General features: G+C 56.7%; 14 protein-coding genes. 2 read left to right on the forward strand and 12 right to left on the reverse strand.

What is annotated here, in order from left to right:
- The 3 genes from INR77_RS10515 to INR77_RS10525 all read right to left on the reverse strand — a co-directional run bounded on the left by INR77_RS10515 (position 1) and on the right by INR77_RS10525 (position 2,615).
- Entirely contained in the window at positions 1-576 is a 576-nt protein-coding gene (locus INR77_RS10515) for an NADH-quinone oxidoreductase subunit B family protein (RefSeq protein ID WP_255573738.1), read from the reverse strand.
- 24 nt (positions 577-600) lie between these two features.
- Positions 601-987 carry an NADH-quinone oxidoreductase subunit A gene (locus INR77_RS10520; protein ID WP_223071012.1) on the reverse strand — a complete coding sequence of 129 codons (387 nt, stop codon included), beginning with the start codon at positions 985-987 and terminating at the stop codon, positions 601-603.
- 197 nt (positions 988-1,184) lie between these two features.
- On the reverse strand, positions 1,185-2,615 hold the full coding sequence (locus INR77_RS10525) for a coniferyl aldehyde dehydrogenase (RefSeq protein ID WP_223071013.1): 1,431 nt from the start codon (positions 2,613-2,615) through the stop codon (positions 1,185-1,187).
- Between the two features lie 202 nt (positions 2,616-2,817).
- Between INR77_RS10525 and INR77_RS10530 the strand changes: the two genes are divergently transcribed.
- A complete protein-coding gene (locus INR77_RS10530; RefSeq protein WP_223071014.1) occupies positions 2,818-4,014 on the forward strand; it encodes an acetyl-CoA C-acyltransferase in 1,197 nt (398 codons plus the stop codon).
- 40 nt (positions 4,015-4,054) lie between these two features.
- On the opposite strand, the gene INR77_RS10535 is transcribed toward INR77_RS10530, so the two are convergent.
- On the reverse strand, positions 4,055-4,540 hold the full coding sequence (locus INR77_RS10535; protein ID WP_255573740.1) for an SH3 domain-containing protein: 486 nt from the start codon (positions 4,538-4,540) through the stop codon (positions 4,055-4,057).
- A gap of 128 nt (positions 4,541-4,668) precedes the next feature.
- On the opposite strand from INR77_RS10535, the gene INR77_RS10540 reads away from it, so the two are divergent.
- Positions 4,669-5,688: a D-glycerate dehydrogenase gene (locus INR77_RS10540; RefSeq protein ID WP_223071015.1), complete on the forward strand. Its 1,020-nt coding sequence runs from the start codon at positions 4,669-4,671 to the stop codon at positions 5,686-5,688.
- Here the strand turns inward: INR77_RS10540 and INR77_RS10545 are convergent.
- The 8 genes from INR77_RS10545 to INR77_RS10580 form a co-directional block, all read right to left on the reverse strand.
- Complete coding sequence (locus INR77_RS10545) at positions 5,685-6,137, reverse strand: GNAT family N-acetyltransferase (RefSeq protein WP_223071016.1); 453 nt, start codon at positions 6,135-6,137, stop codon at positions 5,685-5,687. The genes INR77_RS10540 and INR77_RS10545 overlap by 4 nt on opposite strands.
- Positions 6,138-6,143: 6 nt before the next feature.
- Positions 6,144-7,373: a beta-ketoacyl synthase N-terminal-like domain-containing protein gene (locus INR77_RS10550; RefSeq protein ID WP_223071017.1), complete on the reverse strand. Its 1,230-nt coding sequence runs from the start codon at positions 7,371-7,373 to the stop codon at positions 6,144-6,146.
- A gap of 51 nt (positions 7,374-7,424) precedes the next feature.
- Entirely contained in the window at positions 7,425-7,937 is a 513-nt protein-coding gene (gene fabA, locus INR77_RS10555; protein WP_223073524.1) for a bifunctional 3-hydroxydecanoyl-ACP dehydratase/trans-2-decenoyl-ACP isomerase, read from the reverse strand.
- Between the two features lie 123 nt (positions 7,938-8,060).
- The gene (locus tag INR77_RS10560) at positions 8,061-8,789 is read right to left on the reverse strand and encodes a class I SAM-dependent methyltransferase (RefSeq protein WP_223071018.1); all 729 of its coding nucleotides are present in this window, start codon (positions 8,787-8,789) and stop codon (positions 8,061-8,063) included.
- A 78-nt stretch (positions 8,790-8,867) separates the two neighbouring features.
- Positions 8,868-9,344, reverse strand: a complete 477-nt coding sequence (locus tag INR77_RS10565; RefSeq protein WP_223071019.1) for a phage tail protein — start codon at positions 9,342-9,344, stop codon at positions 8,868-8,870.
- A gap of 50 nt (positions 9,345-9,394) precedes the next feature.
- A complete protein-coding gene (prfB, locus tag INR77_RS10570) occupies positions 9,395-10,522 on the reverse strand; it encodes a peptide chain release factor 2 (protein WP_223071020.1) in 1,128 nt (375 codons plus the stop codon).
- Between the two features lie 71 nt (positions 10,523-10,593).
- Entirely contained in the window at positions 10,594-11,124 is a 531-nt protein-coding gene (locus INR77_RS10575) for a peroxiredoxin (RefSeq protein ID WP_223071021.1), read from the reverse strand.
- Positions 11,124-13,643, reverse strand: a complete 2,520-nt coding sequence (locus INR77_RS10580) for a penicillin-binding protein 1A (protein WP_223071022.1) — start codon at positions 13,641-13,643, stop codon at positions 11,124-11,126. Before INR77_RS10580 ends, INR77_RS10575 begins: the two co-directional genes overlap by 1 nt.
- Positions 13,644-13,678: the final 35 nt, after the last annotated feature.

Below are 13,678 nucleotides of genomic sequence, written 5' to 3' on the forward strand. Positions count from 1 at the left end.
CTAGCGCTCAATCGTGCCGACACGGCGGATTTTGCGCTGCAATTGCATCACACCATAAAGCAGCGCTTCTGCTGTTGGAGGGCATCCGGGCACGTAAATATCGACCGGCACAATCCGGTCGCAGCCGCGCACAACGGAATAGGAATAGTGATAATAACCACCACCGTTCGCACATGACCCCATGCTGATCACGTATTTGGGATCAGACATCTGGTCGTAAACCTTACGCAGAGCCGGAGCCATTTTGTTGCACAGCGTGCCAGCCACAATCATCACATCTGATTGACGCGGGGACGCGCGGGGCGCCGCGCCAAACCGCTCCATATCATAGCGCGGCATATTGACGTGGATCATCTCCACCGCGCAGCAAGCGAGGCCAAAGGTCATCCACCACAGCGAACCGGTGCGCGCCCATTGGAACAGGTCTTCGGTCGACGTGACAAGAAAGCCCTTGTCATTCACTTCGGATTGAAGTGCGCGGAAGTAATCCTGATCAGGCGCGCGCACCTCACCGCCTTTCGCGGTTTCCAAAGCGCTCACATCAGCCAGAGATTTAGGGGGCGTAATCGTATTCATCTCTAATTCCTTAGGGCCAGCACCCTATTGCCAATCGAGGGCTCCCTTTTTCCATTCATATGCAAGGCCAATCGCAAGAATGGTGAGGAAGGTCATCATCCCGATCCAGCCAACCCAGCCCGTTTCACCAAGGCTCACCGCCCATGGAAAAAGAAAAGCCGCCTCAAGGTCGAAAATGATAAAACTGATCGCGACGAGATAGAATTGCACGTCAAACTGACTGCGCGAATCTTCAAACGCGGGAAATCCGCACTCATACTCAGACAGCTTTTCAACGTCGGGATTGTGCGCCCCCGTCAGGCGCGAGACGCCCATCGGCAGGAACACGAAAAGCACCGAAAGCCCGAGTGCTACACCAATGAAGAGCAGTATCGGCAGATACTGTCCAAGGTCGACGGATTGGTCGATCATCCCGATTTCCATGTAGTTTATATCCCAGTTGTGGGCCACTTACGCATGAGCTGTCCTCTACGCAAGGGCAAGTCGCGCGTAAATCGCAGCATATTTCATGCAGAAAATCGAACGACTAAGCTTGAACCAAGTCAATCGGGAAAAGACGTAGTGGCCTGCCCTGAACGACGCGCCAGGGTCAAGACCTCTCCGCAATTCTATTTGATCATATTGGCAACCGCCTTTTGCGTTGCCTTGCCGTAAGGCGGTTTGAACCCGCCAAGCTTGGCGATGTCGATCTTGGGCTGGTGATAGACGCTGCGCGCGTGGCTGAATTCCTTAAAACCCTCAATCGCGTGATAGCTGCCCATGCCCGATGGCCCGACGCCGCCGAACGGCAGATCTTCGATGGAAATGTGGAAAAGCACATCATTGGTCGTCACCCCGCCTGAGATCGTGCGGGTGAGAACGCGCTCTTGCTCGGCTTTGCTTTCACCAAAGTAATAAAGGCCCAGCGGGCGGTCATTTTCATTGATGTAGTCAATCGCTTCATCGACCGCGCGATAGGTTTTGACCGGAAGGACAGGACCAAAGATCTCCTCCTGCATGGCCTGCATCTCATCGTTGACATTTTTGAGGATCGTCAGAGGCATCTTGCGCTGGTTTGCGTTGCTGAAATCTTCGCCCGCCGGGTTCACCTCGATCACCTCAGCCCCTTTGCCGCGCGCGTCCTCAACCAGGCCTTGCAGCCGCTCGAAATGGCGGTCGGAGACAATCGAGGCGTAATCGTCGTTTTGAAGGACAGTCGGGTACATTTTAGTCGCGCCCTGAACCACACCAGCAATCGCTTCGTCCTCGCTCTCCTGAGGGACGTACATATAATCGGGCGCAAGACAGATTTGCCCTGCGTTCATCATCTTGCCTAAGGCGATCCGTTCACCCGCCTTCGCAAAATCGGCGCTTTTGCCCATGATCACAGGCGACTTACCGCCAAGCTCAAGGGTAACTGGCACAAGGTTAGCAGAGGCCGCTTCCATAACGCGGCGCCCCGTTGCGGTTGAACCGGTAAAGACCAGATGGTCAAACGGCAGCGATGAAAAGGTCGCCGCGACTTCCGGCCCGCCGGTCACAACAGCGAGTTCATCCTTGGTGAAATACTCCTCAACCAGTTCCGCCATCAGCATACTGGTGCGCTCAGTAAATTCACTCGGCTTGATCATGGCCCGGTTGCCCGCGGCGAAGATTTGCATCAGCGGACCAAAGGCAAGCTGAACCGGGAAGTTCCACGGGCTCAAAATGCCGATCACACCTTTGGGTTCGTAACGAAGCTCTGCCTTCGCGCCCAAAAGTCCCAAAGGAAACTGAACGGGTCGTTTTTCGGTCTTGGCCCATTTATCCATGTTCTTAAGCGCGTGCTTGCCCGCCCCCACGGTCGCCGCAATGTCGGTGATCATCGACTGATCCATCGAGCGATTGCCAAAGTCAGCAGCCATCGCCTTGCACAGGTTCTCAGCGTGATCTTTCAAAAGCGCCATGGCCCGCTTGATCCGATCCTTGCGCAAAGCCATGCTTTCAGGGCGCGACGCGGTGAAAGCATCACGTTGAAGCTTCAGAATTGCTTCTTGCTGTTCGCGTTGATCATTGGCCATTTTAGACCCTCTCCTCAGTATCCCGTTTTGATTTGAGATGGACTTTGCGCGAACTGGCGCGCGCACGCAAGAATTATGACTGTCGATCCTTCGGATAGCGCTGGCCAATACCTACTGGGGGTGCGTCTAGACGTTGCGTTTCAGCGGCTCGCACCTTAGGTGCAGGTGCGAAGATATTGACCCCTCGTGAAGGATTTAACCCATGTCGCAATTTGCAGCCTCTGACCCAATCGTCATCCTGTCATACGCACGCACGCCCATGGGCGGTATGCAGGGCGCATTGTCCGATGTGTCAGCCACCGATCTTGGCGCAACTGCGGTCAAGGCTGCGGTGGAACGCTCGGGCGTTTCGGGCGATCAATTTGACCGCGCTTATATGGGCTGCGTCCTTCCCGCTGGTCTTGGCCAAGCGCCTGCGCGTCAGGCTGTGGTAAAGGCAGGGCTTCCCAAATCGGTTCAGGCCACCACCGTGAACAAGGTGTGCGGCTCAGGGATGCAGACTATCATCATGGGCGCAGAAGCCCTTGCCAGTGGTACAATCGATTATGTGATCGCAGGCGGGATGGAGAGCATGACCAATGCCCCTTACCTTTTGAAAAAGCACCGCTCAGGAGCGCGCATCGGCCACGATACGACTTATGACCATATGTTCCTCGACGGGCTTGAAGACGCCTATGAAGAGGGCCGCGCGATGGGCACATTTGCTCAGGACACGGCTAACGATTATCAACTGACACGCGAAGAGCAGGATGAATATTCGATTGAATCGCTCAGCCGCGCCAATGCCGCGATTGAAAGCGGCGCATTTGCTGATGAGATTGTCCCGGTAACCTTCACAACCCGAAAGGGCGAAGTCACTGTCGACACTGACGAGCAACCCGGCAAAGGTCGGCCTGACAAAATCCCGACGCTTCGCGCAGCTTTTGCCAAGGACGGCACGATCACCGCTGCGACTTCAAGCTCAATCTCAGATGGCGCTGCAGCCGTTGTCCTTTCACGCGAGAGCGTGGCGAAAGAAAACGGCCAGCAGCCGGTTGCAAAGATTGTCGCCATGGCGGCTCATGCGCGTGAACCAAAGGATTTCACCATCGCTCCGGTCGGCGCGATTAAAAAAGTGCTCAAGAATGCAGGCTGGTCCGTCGATGATGTTGAGCTTTGGGAAGTGAACGAAGCATTCGCCTGCGTCGCCATGTTCGCGATGAAGGACATCGGCATCGACCACGCCAAGATCAACGTAAACGGCGGCGCGACCGCTCTTGGCCACCCAATCGGCGCATCGGGCACCCGGATTGTGGTGACGCTGCTCAATGCCCTTAAAACACAAGGCAAAAAGCGCGGCGTTGCGAGCCTTTGCATCGGCGGCGGTGAGGCAACGGCTGTTGCGGTTGAGCTAATCTAATCAAATGCGAGTCCCCGTGAAAGCGGGGGCTCGTGTCACCCTACATCTCGCCAACGCCCCAGAGGCGTTCTTGCGAAACCCATCCGCTGCGCCCGCTAACGTCGATTTCGCAAAAACCATCGCGGCAGCGCATCAATTCACCAACCACACCCGGCTCTGCCTGCCAGCGTAATGGTGCCACATTGGATGCATCCTCGCGTAACGAGGCATTGCCCTCGCCTACGATTAAAGCACCCAGTTTTGGGCTAAGCTGGCTCGCGGCGATCCACCCTTGCGTGCCATCAGGATCTTGCACCAATCGCCAGCCTTCGCGAAGGCGCACGACTTTCACTGGCAGACCTTTGCGCTTGTACACCCAGTCGATCGGGTAATCCTGACTGGGCCCTTTGCGCATATTCACAGTGTCAAAGCGAAGGGTCGCCCAATACGGCACCTCTCGTTCCTGCGCACTCGCAGGAGCGGTAAGCGCGCCAAGACACAGGCTCAAAACAAGAACGCATAATACAAAGGGGCGAATAAGCATCATCCCCTAGCTGATAGCCAAGGCTTTCAGCGAATTTCAAGATGCTCATATGTAAAGCCTCATACACGCGTCTCAAAATGGCAAAGCCAGCTTGACGCTCATGGGGCATTACCATTAGCGCAATTGCCACGATGTCTGATCATAAAAGCCCGCCCCAATTCGCCTCTCGCAAACCGAAAGTTGTCGTTACCCGTCACCTGGCCCCGGCGGTAGAGGCGCGCATGAGCGAGCTGTACGACACCACCCTCAATGAAAGCGATCAGCCGATGACGCGCGATCAGCTTATTGAGGCGATGGCGACGTGCGATGTGATGGTCCCGACGGTAACCGACCGGATTGATGCCGATATGATCGAAAGCGCGGGCGAGAACCTGCGTCTCATTGCGAATTTTGGTGCAGGCACCGAACACATCGACCTGAAAGCTGCCGCAAGCCGAAAGATCATCGTCACCAATACCCCGGGCGTTTTCACCGATGACACAGCGGATTTGACCATGGTCGGGATTATCGGGGTTCCTCGCCGTATTCGCGAAGGCGTCGAACTTATCCGCAGCGGCGAATGGACAGGATGGGCACCCACGGGAATGTTGGGACGCAAAATCGGCGGCAAGGTCCTTGGCATCATCGGTATGGGCCGTATTGGACAGGCCGTTGCTCACCGCGCCCGTGCTTTTGGAATGGAGATCGCCTATTACGGGCGGCGGCAACTGCCCGAAGCGATGGAGAAAATGCTCAGCGCGCGCTACGTCGACACTGTCGATGCGCTGGTGGCTGAGGCCGATATCCTGACGCTGCATTGCCCGTTGACTGAGGAGACACGCGGGCTGATTGATGAGCGACGGCTCGGATTGATGAAGCCGGGATCGTGCATCGTGAACACTGCTCGCGGTGAGATTATCGATCAGGAAGCATTGATCGCAGCCCTGCAATCAGGGCATTTGGCTGGCGCTGGACTTGACGTGTACCCGGCTGAGCCGCTGGTTGACCCGCGCCTGATCCGCCACCCCAATGTAATGACGCTCCCCCACCTTGGCAGTGCAACGGTCGAGGGTCGTGAAGCATCAGGCGAAAAGGTAATTGCCAATATCCGCTTTTGGGCGGACGGGCATAGGCCACCTGATCAAGTGCTGACGGCGCTGGTGGGAAGCTAAAGCTTAAGTGAAAAGAGTTGATTAAACTCACCGGGGATGTAGCCAGCAAAGGGCTCACAAGTCTTGAAACCAAAGCTTTTGTAGAGATCAAGGGCTGCTTCGAAAACTGACCCTCTGCCTGTTTCAAGTTTCACTTCTTCAAAACCAAGTTCGCGCGCTCGGTCAAGGAGGTGGATCAGCATCGCTTTGCCAGCCCCCTTGCCGCGAGCATCAGGATGGGCGCGCATGGATTTCAGCTCGCCAAAATCATCGTGCAACTTAAGGGCACCAATGCTGAGCAATTTCTCACCATCCCAAGCCGCAAAGACTTCAACCTCGGGCACTTTGAGTCCGGATAGGTCAAGGAAGTGACACGTATCCGGCGGATGGCCAGCAGACATTTCGCGGCCATGCAGTTCAATCAGCGCAATGACTTCTGGTTCAGATAGATCAGTGCGCCGAATTTCCATGATGCTTTACCCTTCAAATTTGCTCATCAGCATTGAGCCATTGGTGCCACCAAAACCGAAGCTGTTGGTCATGACAGTGTCGAGCCCTGCGTTCTCGACAAGTTCTGTCTCAATTTCTTCAGGTTTCAAGGCCGGATCAAGATTTTCAACATTGATGGACGGAATGATGAAGTCGTTCTGAAGCGCAAGCAGGCAATAGACCGCCTCTTGCGCGCCAGTTGCGCCCTGACTGTGCCCGGTCATCGACTTGGTCGAGCTAACCGGCGGGGTCGAGCCTTCACCGAACACGCGGCGTACCGCCTCAATCTCGCCGACATCGCCTACCGGGGTCGAGGTGCCGTGCGCGTTGATGTAGCTGACCTTGCGGCCTTCTGGCAGGGTCTTCAATGCCCCGGCCATAGCCCGCTCGCCGCCCTCACCCGAAGGCGCTACCATGTCCGCGCCATCTGAGGTCGCGCAAAAGCCGGTGACTTCGGCATAGATTTTCGCGCCGCGCGCTTGTGCGTGTTCAAGGCTTTCCAGCACGACCATCGCGCCGCCGCCGCCAATCACAAAGCCGTCGCGGTCTGCGTCAAAAGCGCGGCTCGCCCGTTCTGGCGTATCGTTATACTTGCTCGACATCGCGCCCATCGCGTCGAACAGGCACGAGAGCGTCCAATCGAGCTCTTCGCCGCCGCCGCCAAACATCACATCTTGCGTGCCAAGCGCGATCTGCTGCGCCGCCATGCCGATGCAGTGGAGCGAGGTCGAGCAAGCAGAAGTAATCGAGAAATTCATGCCCTTGATCTGGAAAGCGGTCGCAAGGTTCGCGCTGACCGTCGAGGACATGGTTTTAGGCACAGCAAGCGGCCCAATACGCTTGGTCGCGCCTGATTTCAGGACAGTCTGATGCGCTGCAAACATGGCAGAAGTTGACGGGCCTCCAGAGCCAGCGATCACCCCGGTCATCGGATTTATCACGTCTTTCTCTTCAAGCCCCGCATCGGCAATTGCCTGCTCCATGGCGATGTAGGCGTACGCAGCGCCCGGCCCCATGAACCGCAATGTCCGCTTGTCGATGGCCTCTTTGATGTCGAGATCAATCGCACCCGCGACTTGCGAGCGAAATCCGTGTTCGGCCATGTCTTCGTTAAAGCTGATGCCGGACTTGCCAGCCTTCAAAGAAGCTGTGACTTCGTCAGCGTTGTTCCCGATTGAGGAAACAATCCCCAGTCCCGTTATCACTACACGGCGCATTTTATCCCCTAATGTCTCGCGGAAATTATTACACTTGTCTGGAGCGCCCGATCAGGCCTCCGACAATGCAACTTTCATGTCTTTAACCTGATAAATGACTTCGCCGTCGGCTTCTACCACGCCATCGGCAACCCCCATGGTGAGGCGGCGGGTTTGCACCGCCTTGGTGAAATTCACGTAATATTTGAGCATCTTGCGGTCAGGGCGCACCATTCCGGTGAGCTTTACCTCGCCAACGCCAAGCGCATATCCGCGCCCCTTCCAACCGCGCCAACCAAGATTGAAGCCGGTCAGCTGCCACAGGCCATCAAGCCCCAGGCACCCCGGCATAATCGGATTGCCGGGAAAGTGGCAGTCAAAGAACCAAAGTTCTGGATTGATGTCGTATTCGGCGATGACATGGCCCTTCCCATGCTCACCACCGTCGCCCGAAATATCAGTGATCCGGTCCATCATCAGCATAGGCGGCGCTGGCAATTGCGCATTACCGGGACCAAACAATTCCCCGCGTGCACATTTGAGCAAATCTTCGCGATCAAAGCTGGTTGGATAGCTGGTTTCGATTTCAGGCACCCCGGCGACACTCCATTCGTTTATGTATTTAGTGCCCTGCCGCCTAGCACTGCGTCTAAACGATGAAAAGGGGATGCGGGGGTGTACGTGGACAAGTGGTGCCAGCCCTTGCCGCTACTTGTTTGTGCACACCTCAATCGCGCTTGGCTCGGTGCGCTCGTCCCCGCGTTCGAAGCGCGTGAAATAGCTTTTGATGTCAGGCCGCTCGACAAACTCGACAAGCTTGTATCCAACCGCCTGCATCTCGCAGAACAGCAATTGCGGCGGGATACCGCCAGCATAAGTGGGCCTGTTATATTCAACAATGATAACCTCACCCCCTCGCGCAAGCGCGGGCCACATACGCCACATAAAGGCATAAGGTTCGCTCACTTCGCTATAAACATGGACAAGGAATATGCGATCAAAGCTGTCCACGGGAAGCTGGGGATCGTCTGTTTCGCCAAGCTTGATAGAGATATTTTCCAGTCGCTCACGCTCGACCCTGCGCCCCAAACGCTCCAAAGCATCGCGGTCGATATCCTGAGCGAGCACTCGGCCATCTTCGCCAACGCTGGTTGCCAGACGTACGGTGTAATAGCCCTCGCCCGCCCCGATATCAGCAACCGTCATACCCGCCGCGATATTCGCAAGATCAATCACCGTTTGCGCTTCGCCAAGTTCCTCGCGCGCATCCTCGTCGGGAAACGGGTCCGCTTCGCGTGATGGCGTTCCGGGAACAGACCGGTCGGCTGCGGGAAATTCAGCCACCCCATCGGGGCGACCGGGCATCGGCGCGAGAGCATCGCATCCTGAAAGAAGGACAAGCAAAGCCGGAGCAAGGCAAAGAAAACGCAAAGTCATACGCCCCGCCCTCTAGACTCAGCCTGCACTCAAGGCAAAACAGATCTGTCTAAATGCCGCCGTTCGCCGACCCGCATCTCAACTGCGTGATGGATAAATGCCTTGGAGCGCGATGCACGTAGTGATTGCAAGATAGGGTTGGCGCGTGTCTTCGGCCATTCCACCGCGAGTTGCAGAAGTGTCTGCACTGGCGGAACCATCAACACCCACGGTCGGACTAGTGACCTTCTCGCGGCCGCCTTTTTCACCCCAGCGATAGTTCGATAGACCTGGCCCCTGACCAACGCCTACAGCCACTCTTCCGCGAAGATCGGGAAGGCCAAACGTGGTGCGTCCATCGCCGCCATAGGCCGTCCCCAAAAGCGAAAACAGGGCGCTGTACTGACTGATCGGGAGCAGTTGCCCTTCCGTCTTGGCCCAGCCACGCGGGCAGAAATTGCCGCCAAATTGCATAATCTCGCCAATGAACGGTTCGCGGGCCTGAGCGGGTGCGCTCATGTTGAGAAACGATGCAGCCAGCGCGGCTACACCTGCGGTAAGAACGCCTTTTTTCATCGAAATTTCCCCTCGATCAGCTGTCAGGACGATTATTGGGGAAAGAGTATCTACTCGACGTCTTCCACGTCAACCTTTTCGCCGGTCACACGCTGCGCCAGCGCTGCAGAGATGTAGCCGTCGATCTCGCCATCGAGCACCTTGTCGGGCGATGAGCTGGTAAACCCAGTCCGCAGGTCTTTCACCATCTGATAGGGTTGCAGGACGTAGGAGCGGATCTGGTGGCCCCAGCCAATCTCGCTCTTTTCCTGATATTCACCGGACGCTTCGGCTTCGCGGATTTGCATTTCGCGCTCAAACAGCCGCGCTTTGAGCATATTCATCGCGGTTGCGCGGTTCTTGTGCTGCGAACGGTCATTTTGAGAGGCGACCACGATCCCGGTGGGTTGGTGGGTAATTCGAACCGCGGAATCGGTGGTGTTCACGTGCTGACCGCCCGCACCTGATGCGCGGTAAGTGTCCACCTTGAGGTCAGCTGGGTTGATCTCAATGTCGATGTCATCGTCGATAACCGGATAGACCCAGACGGAAGAAAACGACGTGTGACGCTTGGCCGCGCTGTCATAAGGGCTGATGCGGACAAGGCGGTGGACGCCGCTCTCGGTCTTGGCATAGCCGTAAGCGTTCTCACCTTTGATCAGCAGCGTTGCCGACTTGATACCCGCTTGGTCACCCGCTTGATATTCGACCGTCTCAACTTTGAAGCCGCGGCGTTCGGCCCAGCGGCCATACATCCGGAACAGCATTTCGGCCCAGTCCTGGCTCTCGGTGCCGCCTGCGCCTGCGTGGATTTCAAGATAGGTGTCGTTTGCATCCGCCTCGCCTGACAAAAGCGCCTGCACCTTGTCAGCGTCGGCCCGCTCGGCGAGTTTTTCAAGGCTCGTAAGGCCATCATTGACGATGCTCTCTTCGCCCTCAGCCTCGCCCATTTCGATAAATTCAATCGCATCACCCATTTCGGCAGTGATCTGATTGACGGTGTTGACCGCGCTTTCGAGCTGCTTTTGCTCGCGGCTCACTTTCTGAGCTTCTTTGGGATCGTCCCACAGGTTGGGGTCTTGAACCCGCGCGTTCAATTCATCCAGACGGCGCAGCGCGCGCTCCCAATCCAGCGATTGGCGCACAAGATCGAGCGCTGCTTCGATCCGGTCGATATGGGCTTGGGCCTCGGCCCGCATAACAAATTCCTAAACGAAAAAATGGGTCGCCCCGATGAACGTCGGAGCAATGGTTGTAAAGTGAGCGGCCGCTATTTGGAAAGAGCGCGGACCGCTGCCAAGGTTTTGGCAACGTGGCTGCGATAGTCGCTGTCAGAGTGGACCATCGCAATGCGGCCATCGGTAGCGATAACGTATGAGGTGCGGCTCGCAAGGCCTGAAGAGCCCAACGCCACGTCATAAGCATTGATCAAGTCAAGGCCCGCAACGCCCACTGGAAACGCATCGCGGCATTCCTCTTTGCTAAAGCGTTTGAGTGTGTCGATGTCATCGTTGGACATTCCCACAACGCTTGCGCCCGCTGCACGAAATTGCGGCATCGCCTCAGCGAAAGCATTAGCCTCCAGCGTGCACCCTTGGGTGAAAGCCTTGGGATAGAAGTACAACACCACTGGCCCTTGGCGGAGCGCGGAACTGAGCGAAAATCCCATTTGTTTGCCCGCAAGGGCTGCACTGGTCGTAAACTGAGGCGCTGAGGCGCCTTTGGGCAATTCAGCGAGAGCGGGCGCAGTCAACATCGCTCCAGCCACACCAACACCAAAGGCCCATTTCAAAAGTCGCATCAGTAAATGCCTCCCTGGTCCTCAGCAAAGTTTGCCGGTTCCCCTTCATTGCGCGCCCTTGGTCCCTCGCGGCTCGTGCGGATCAGCTCCAATATCTCGTCACGCTTAGCGGCGATCTCATCCTGCCGGGTTGATCGTTCAGGCACGGTGTCGGGCTTGAATGCTTCCCAGATGATCGAAGATTTAGCGTCGCCCGAAGGCCAGCCATCGAGCACGCGCTTGCCCGTCCGGCGGTCAACCCGCACCATCCGAATACCTTCAGGTGCGATAGCGGGAAGGTCAGACCATTTGCGGCGCGAGCTTTTGATCAAATCCTTGATTATCGGGGCAACGATGGTCCCGCCAAAAGCATATCCGCCCATATTGCGCGGCGTGTCAAAGCCCATATAGGCGCCAGCGACAAGGCGTTGCGTCCCGCCAACAAACCACACATCTTTAGGGCCACTGGTCGTCCCGGTTTTACCAAACAAGGGCAGTCCCAGATCGTTCAAAGTGGTCGCCGTCCCGCGGCTCACCACGCCTTCGAGCATATGCATGATCTGAAACGCTGTGCGCGCATCCATGGCTTGCCGCCCCTTAATGCCAAAGCGCGGCATGGGCGAGCCATCATAAGCGGCCATATTACAGCCATTGCAAGGACGTCGATCAGCTCGCCAGATGACTTTCCCATTACGATCCTGAACGTAATCAATCACCGTAGGCGTATTCAATCGGCCATGGTTGGCAAGTGCGCCATACGCAGCAACAAGGCGCGAAACGGTTGTCTCCTCTGAACCCAGGGATGTTGCCGCATAGGGGTCTGCATCATCGCTGATATTCATTGTTTTGATCGTCTCGACGACATTATCCATGCCCGCTTGCATCCCGATTTGCACGGTCATGATGTTCTGCGACTGCTCAAGCCCGTAACGCATCGGAAACTGGCCTGCACGGCCACCGCGGATGCATTTTTGCCCCAGTTGGCGGCCCTGATAATAGCAATAGCGCGTGTTATCGATTTGCGTGGAAGGGGTCATCCCATTGTCGAGGCCGGTGGCGTAGACGAAGGGCTTGATCGTGGAACCCGGCTGGCGATAGGCCTGTGTTGCACGGTTGAAATCGGACAGGCGATGGTCAAACCCGCCCTGCATCGCAAGCACGCGGCCTGTCTGAGCATTTTGGACCACAATCCCGCCTTGCGCCTCTGGAATTGTCTCGACCCGGTAACCATTGCCCGATGGACTGACCGCAATGACATCGCCCGCTTTCAATGCGTTAGGCAGATTGGTGAGCGGAGCCTCTTCGCCATCAGTGAAGCCGACTGTTGCAGACGAGCCCGTCCGGGTGGTCACAACGCCCACACGCCAGTCTTCATAACGCACGGACAGGAACGAGCTGGCAAGCTGGCTTGCCCATGGCCCATCATCGAAATTAATGGTCGCAATGGGCCCTGACCACGCGCGGCGACCATGGTAACGCATGAGCCCCCGGCGCAGACTGTCGCGCGCCGCTTCCTGCATTTCGACATCAAGCGAGGTGCGCACCCAAAGGCCGCCTGCATAGACGCTGTTCTCGCCGTCTTCGGCTGTTTCGCCAAAATCCTCAATCAGCTGGCGGCGCACTTCTTCAAGGAAATAGCCCGCATCCGCGCTGCGCTGCGAACGCTGCTGGACAAGGCCAAGAGGCTGGGCAGCAGCGGCAGCACGCTCAGCTTCGGTAATGAAACCGTTTTCCTCCATTTGCCTGAGCACGAAATCGCGCCGCGCCAAAGCCGCGCTTTCCTGTCCCTCACGGCCATATCGCTCCGGCGCTTTGGGAAGGATGGCGAGGAAAGCAACCTCATGCAGGTCAAGCTCACCCACATCCTTGTCAAAGTAAGCGCGCGCCGCCGCCTGAACCCCGAAAGAGCGGCGACCAAGAGGAATCTCGTTCAAATAAAGTTCAAGGATTTCCTCTTTTTCAAGAACGCCTTCAATCCGGCTCGCAAGGATCATCTCCTTTAGCTTGCGCGAGATAGAGTATTCGTCGCCGAGAAGGAGGATTTTCGCCAATTGCTGCGTGATGGTGGAACCGCCCACCGCGCGTTCCCCCGAACCAAATTTGATCGCGTAATCAAACACCGCATTGGCCGTGCCCGTTACATCCACGCCGCCGTGGCTGAAGAATGTCTTGTCTTCAGCCGAGAGATAGGCTTCGACCAATTGCTCAGGAAAATCAGCATATTGCAGCTGAACCCGGCGTTCGCGCGCATAGGAATGGACGATCTCGCCATCTGCGCCGCGCACAACCGTGGGGAGCGGAGTTTGGTATTCAACAAGACTTTCCGCCTCCGGCAAATCGCTTGCCAACCAAAGCCACAACGCCAGCCAGAGCAGCATGGCTCCCACCACAGCGCAGGCAAAAAGCTTGAACAGAAAGCTCGAGCGCCATTTTTGCGCAAACCACGAAAGCGCGCCGCCCAGATCACGCTTAACGCGGTATCCGAAATAGGCTGGAAAAGAGAGATCGCCGGGTTCAGCGCTGGATACTTCGTTGCTCATTACAGGGTCGATTTAAAAGGGTTTGACACGAAATG

This window comes from Erythrobacter sp. SCSIO 43205, assembly GCF_019904235.1.
GTDB lineage: Bacteria > Pseudomonadota > Alphaproteobacteria > Sphingomonadales > Sphingomonadaceae > Erythrobacter.

What these genes read in the sequence shown, in the direction of transcription:
- INR77_RS10515 (WP_255573738.1), bottom strand. Translation starts at nt 576, where the DNA reads ATGAATACGATTACGCCCCCTAAATCTCTGGCTGATGTGAGCGCTTTG.
- INR77_RS10520 (WP_223071012.1), bottom strand. Translation starts at nt 987, where the DNA reads ATGATCGACCAATCCGTCGACCTTGGACAGTATCTGCCGATACTGCTC.
- INR77_RS10525 (WP_223071013.1), bottom strand. Translation starts at nt 2,615, where the DNA reads ATGGCCAATGATCAACGCGAACAGCAAGAAGCAATTCTGAAGCTTCAA.
- INR77_RS10530 (WP_223071014.1), top strand. Translation starts at nt 2,818, where the DNA reads ATGTCGCAATTTGCAGCCTCTGACCCAATCGTCATCCTGTCATACGCA.
- INR77_RS10535 (WP_255573740.1), bottom strand. Translation starts at nt 4,540, where the DNA reads ATGATGCTTATTCGCCCCTTTGTATTATGCGTTCTTGTTTTGAGCCTG.
- INR77_RS10540 (WP_223071015.1), top strand. Translation starts at nt 4,669, where the DNA reads ATGTCTGATCATAAAAGCCCGCCCCAATTCGCCTCTCGCAAACCGAAA.
- INR77_RS10545 (WP_223071016.1), bottom strand. Translation starts at nt 6,137, where the DNA reads ATGGAAATTCGGCGCACTGATCTATCTGAACCAGAAGTCATTGCGCTG.
- INR77_RS10550 (WP_223071017.1), bottom strand. Translation starts at nt 7,373, where the DNA reads ATGCGCCGTGTAGTGATAACGGGACTGGGGATTGTTTCCTCAATCGGG.
- INR77_RS10560 (WP_223071018.1), bottom strand. Translation starts at nt 8,789, where the DNA reads ATGACTTTGCGTTTTCTTTGCCTTGCTCCGGCTTTGCTTGTCCTTCTT.
- INR77_RS10565 (WP_223071019.1), bottom strand. Translation starts at nt 9,344, where the DNA reads ATGAAAAAAGGCGTTCTTACCGCAGGTGTAGCCGCGCTGGCTGCATCG.
- prfB (WP_223071020.1), bottom strand. Translation starts at nt 10,522, where the DNA reads ATGCGGGCCGAGGCCCAAGCCCATATCGACCGGATCGAAGCAGCGCTC.
- INR77_RS10575 (WP_223071021.1), bottom strand. Translation starts at nt 11,124, where the DNA reads ATGCGACTTTTGAAATGGGCCTTTGGTGTTGGTGTGGCTGGAGCGATG.
- INR77_RS10580 (WP_223071022.1), bottom strand. Translation starts at nt 13,643, where the DNA reads ATGAGCAACGAAGTATCCAGCGCTGAACCCGGCGATCTCTCTTTTCCA.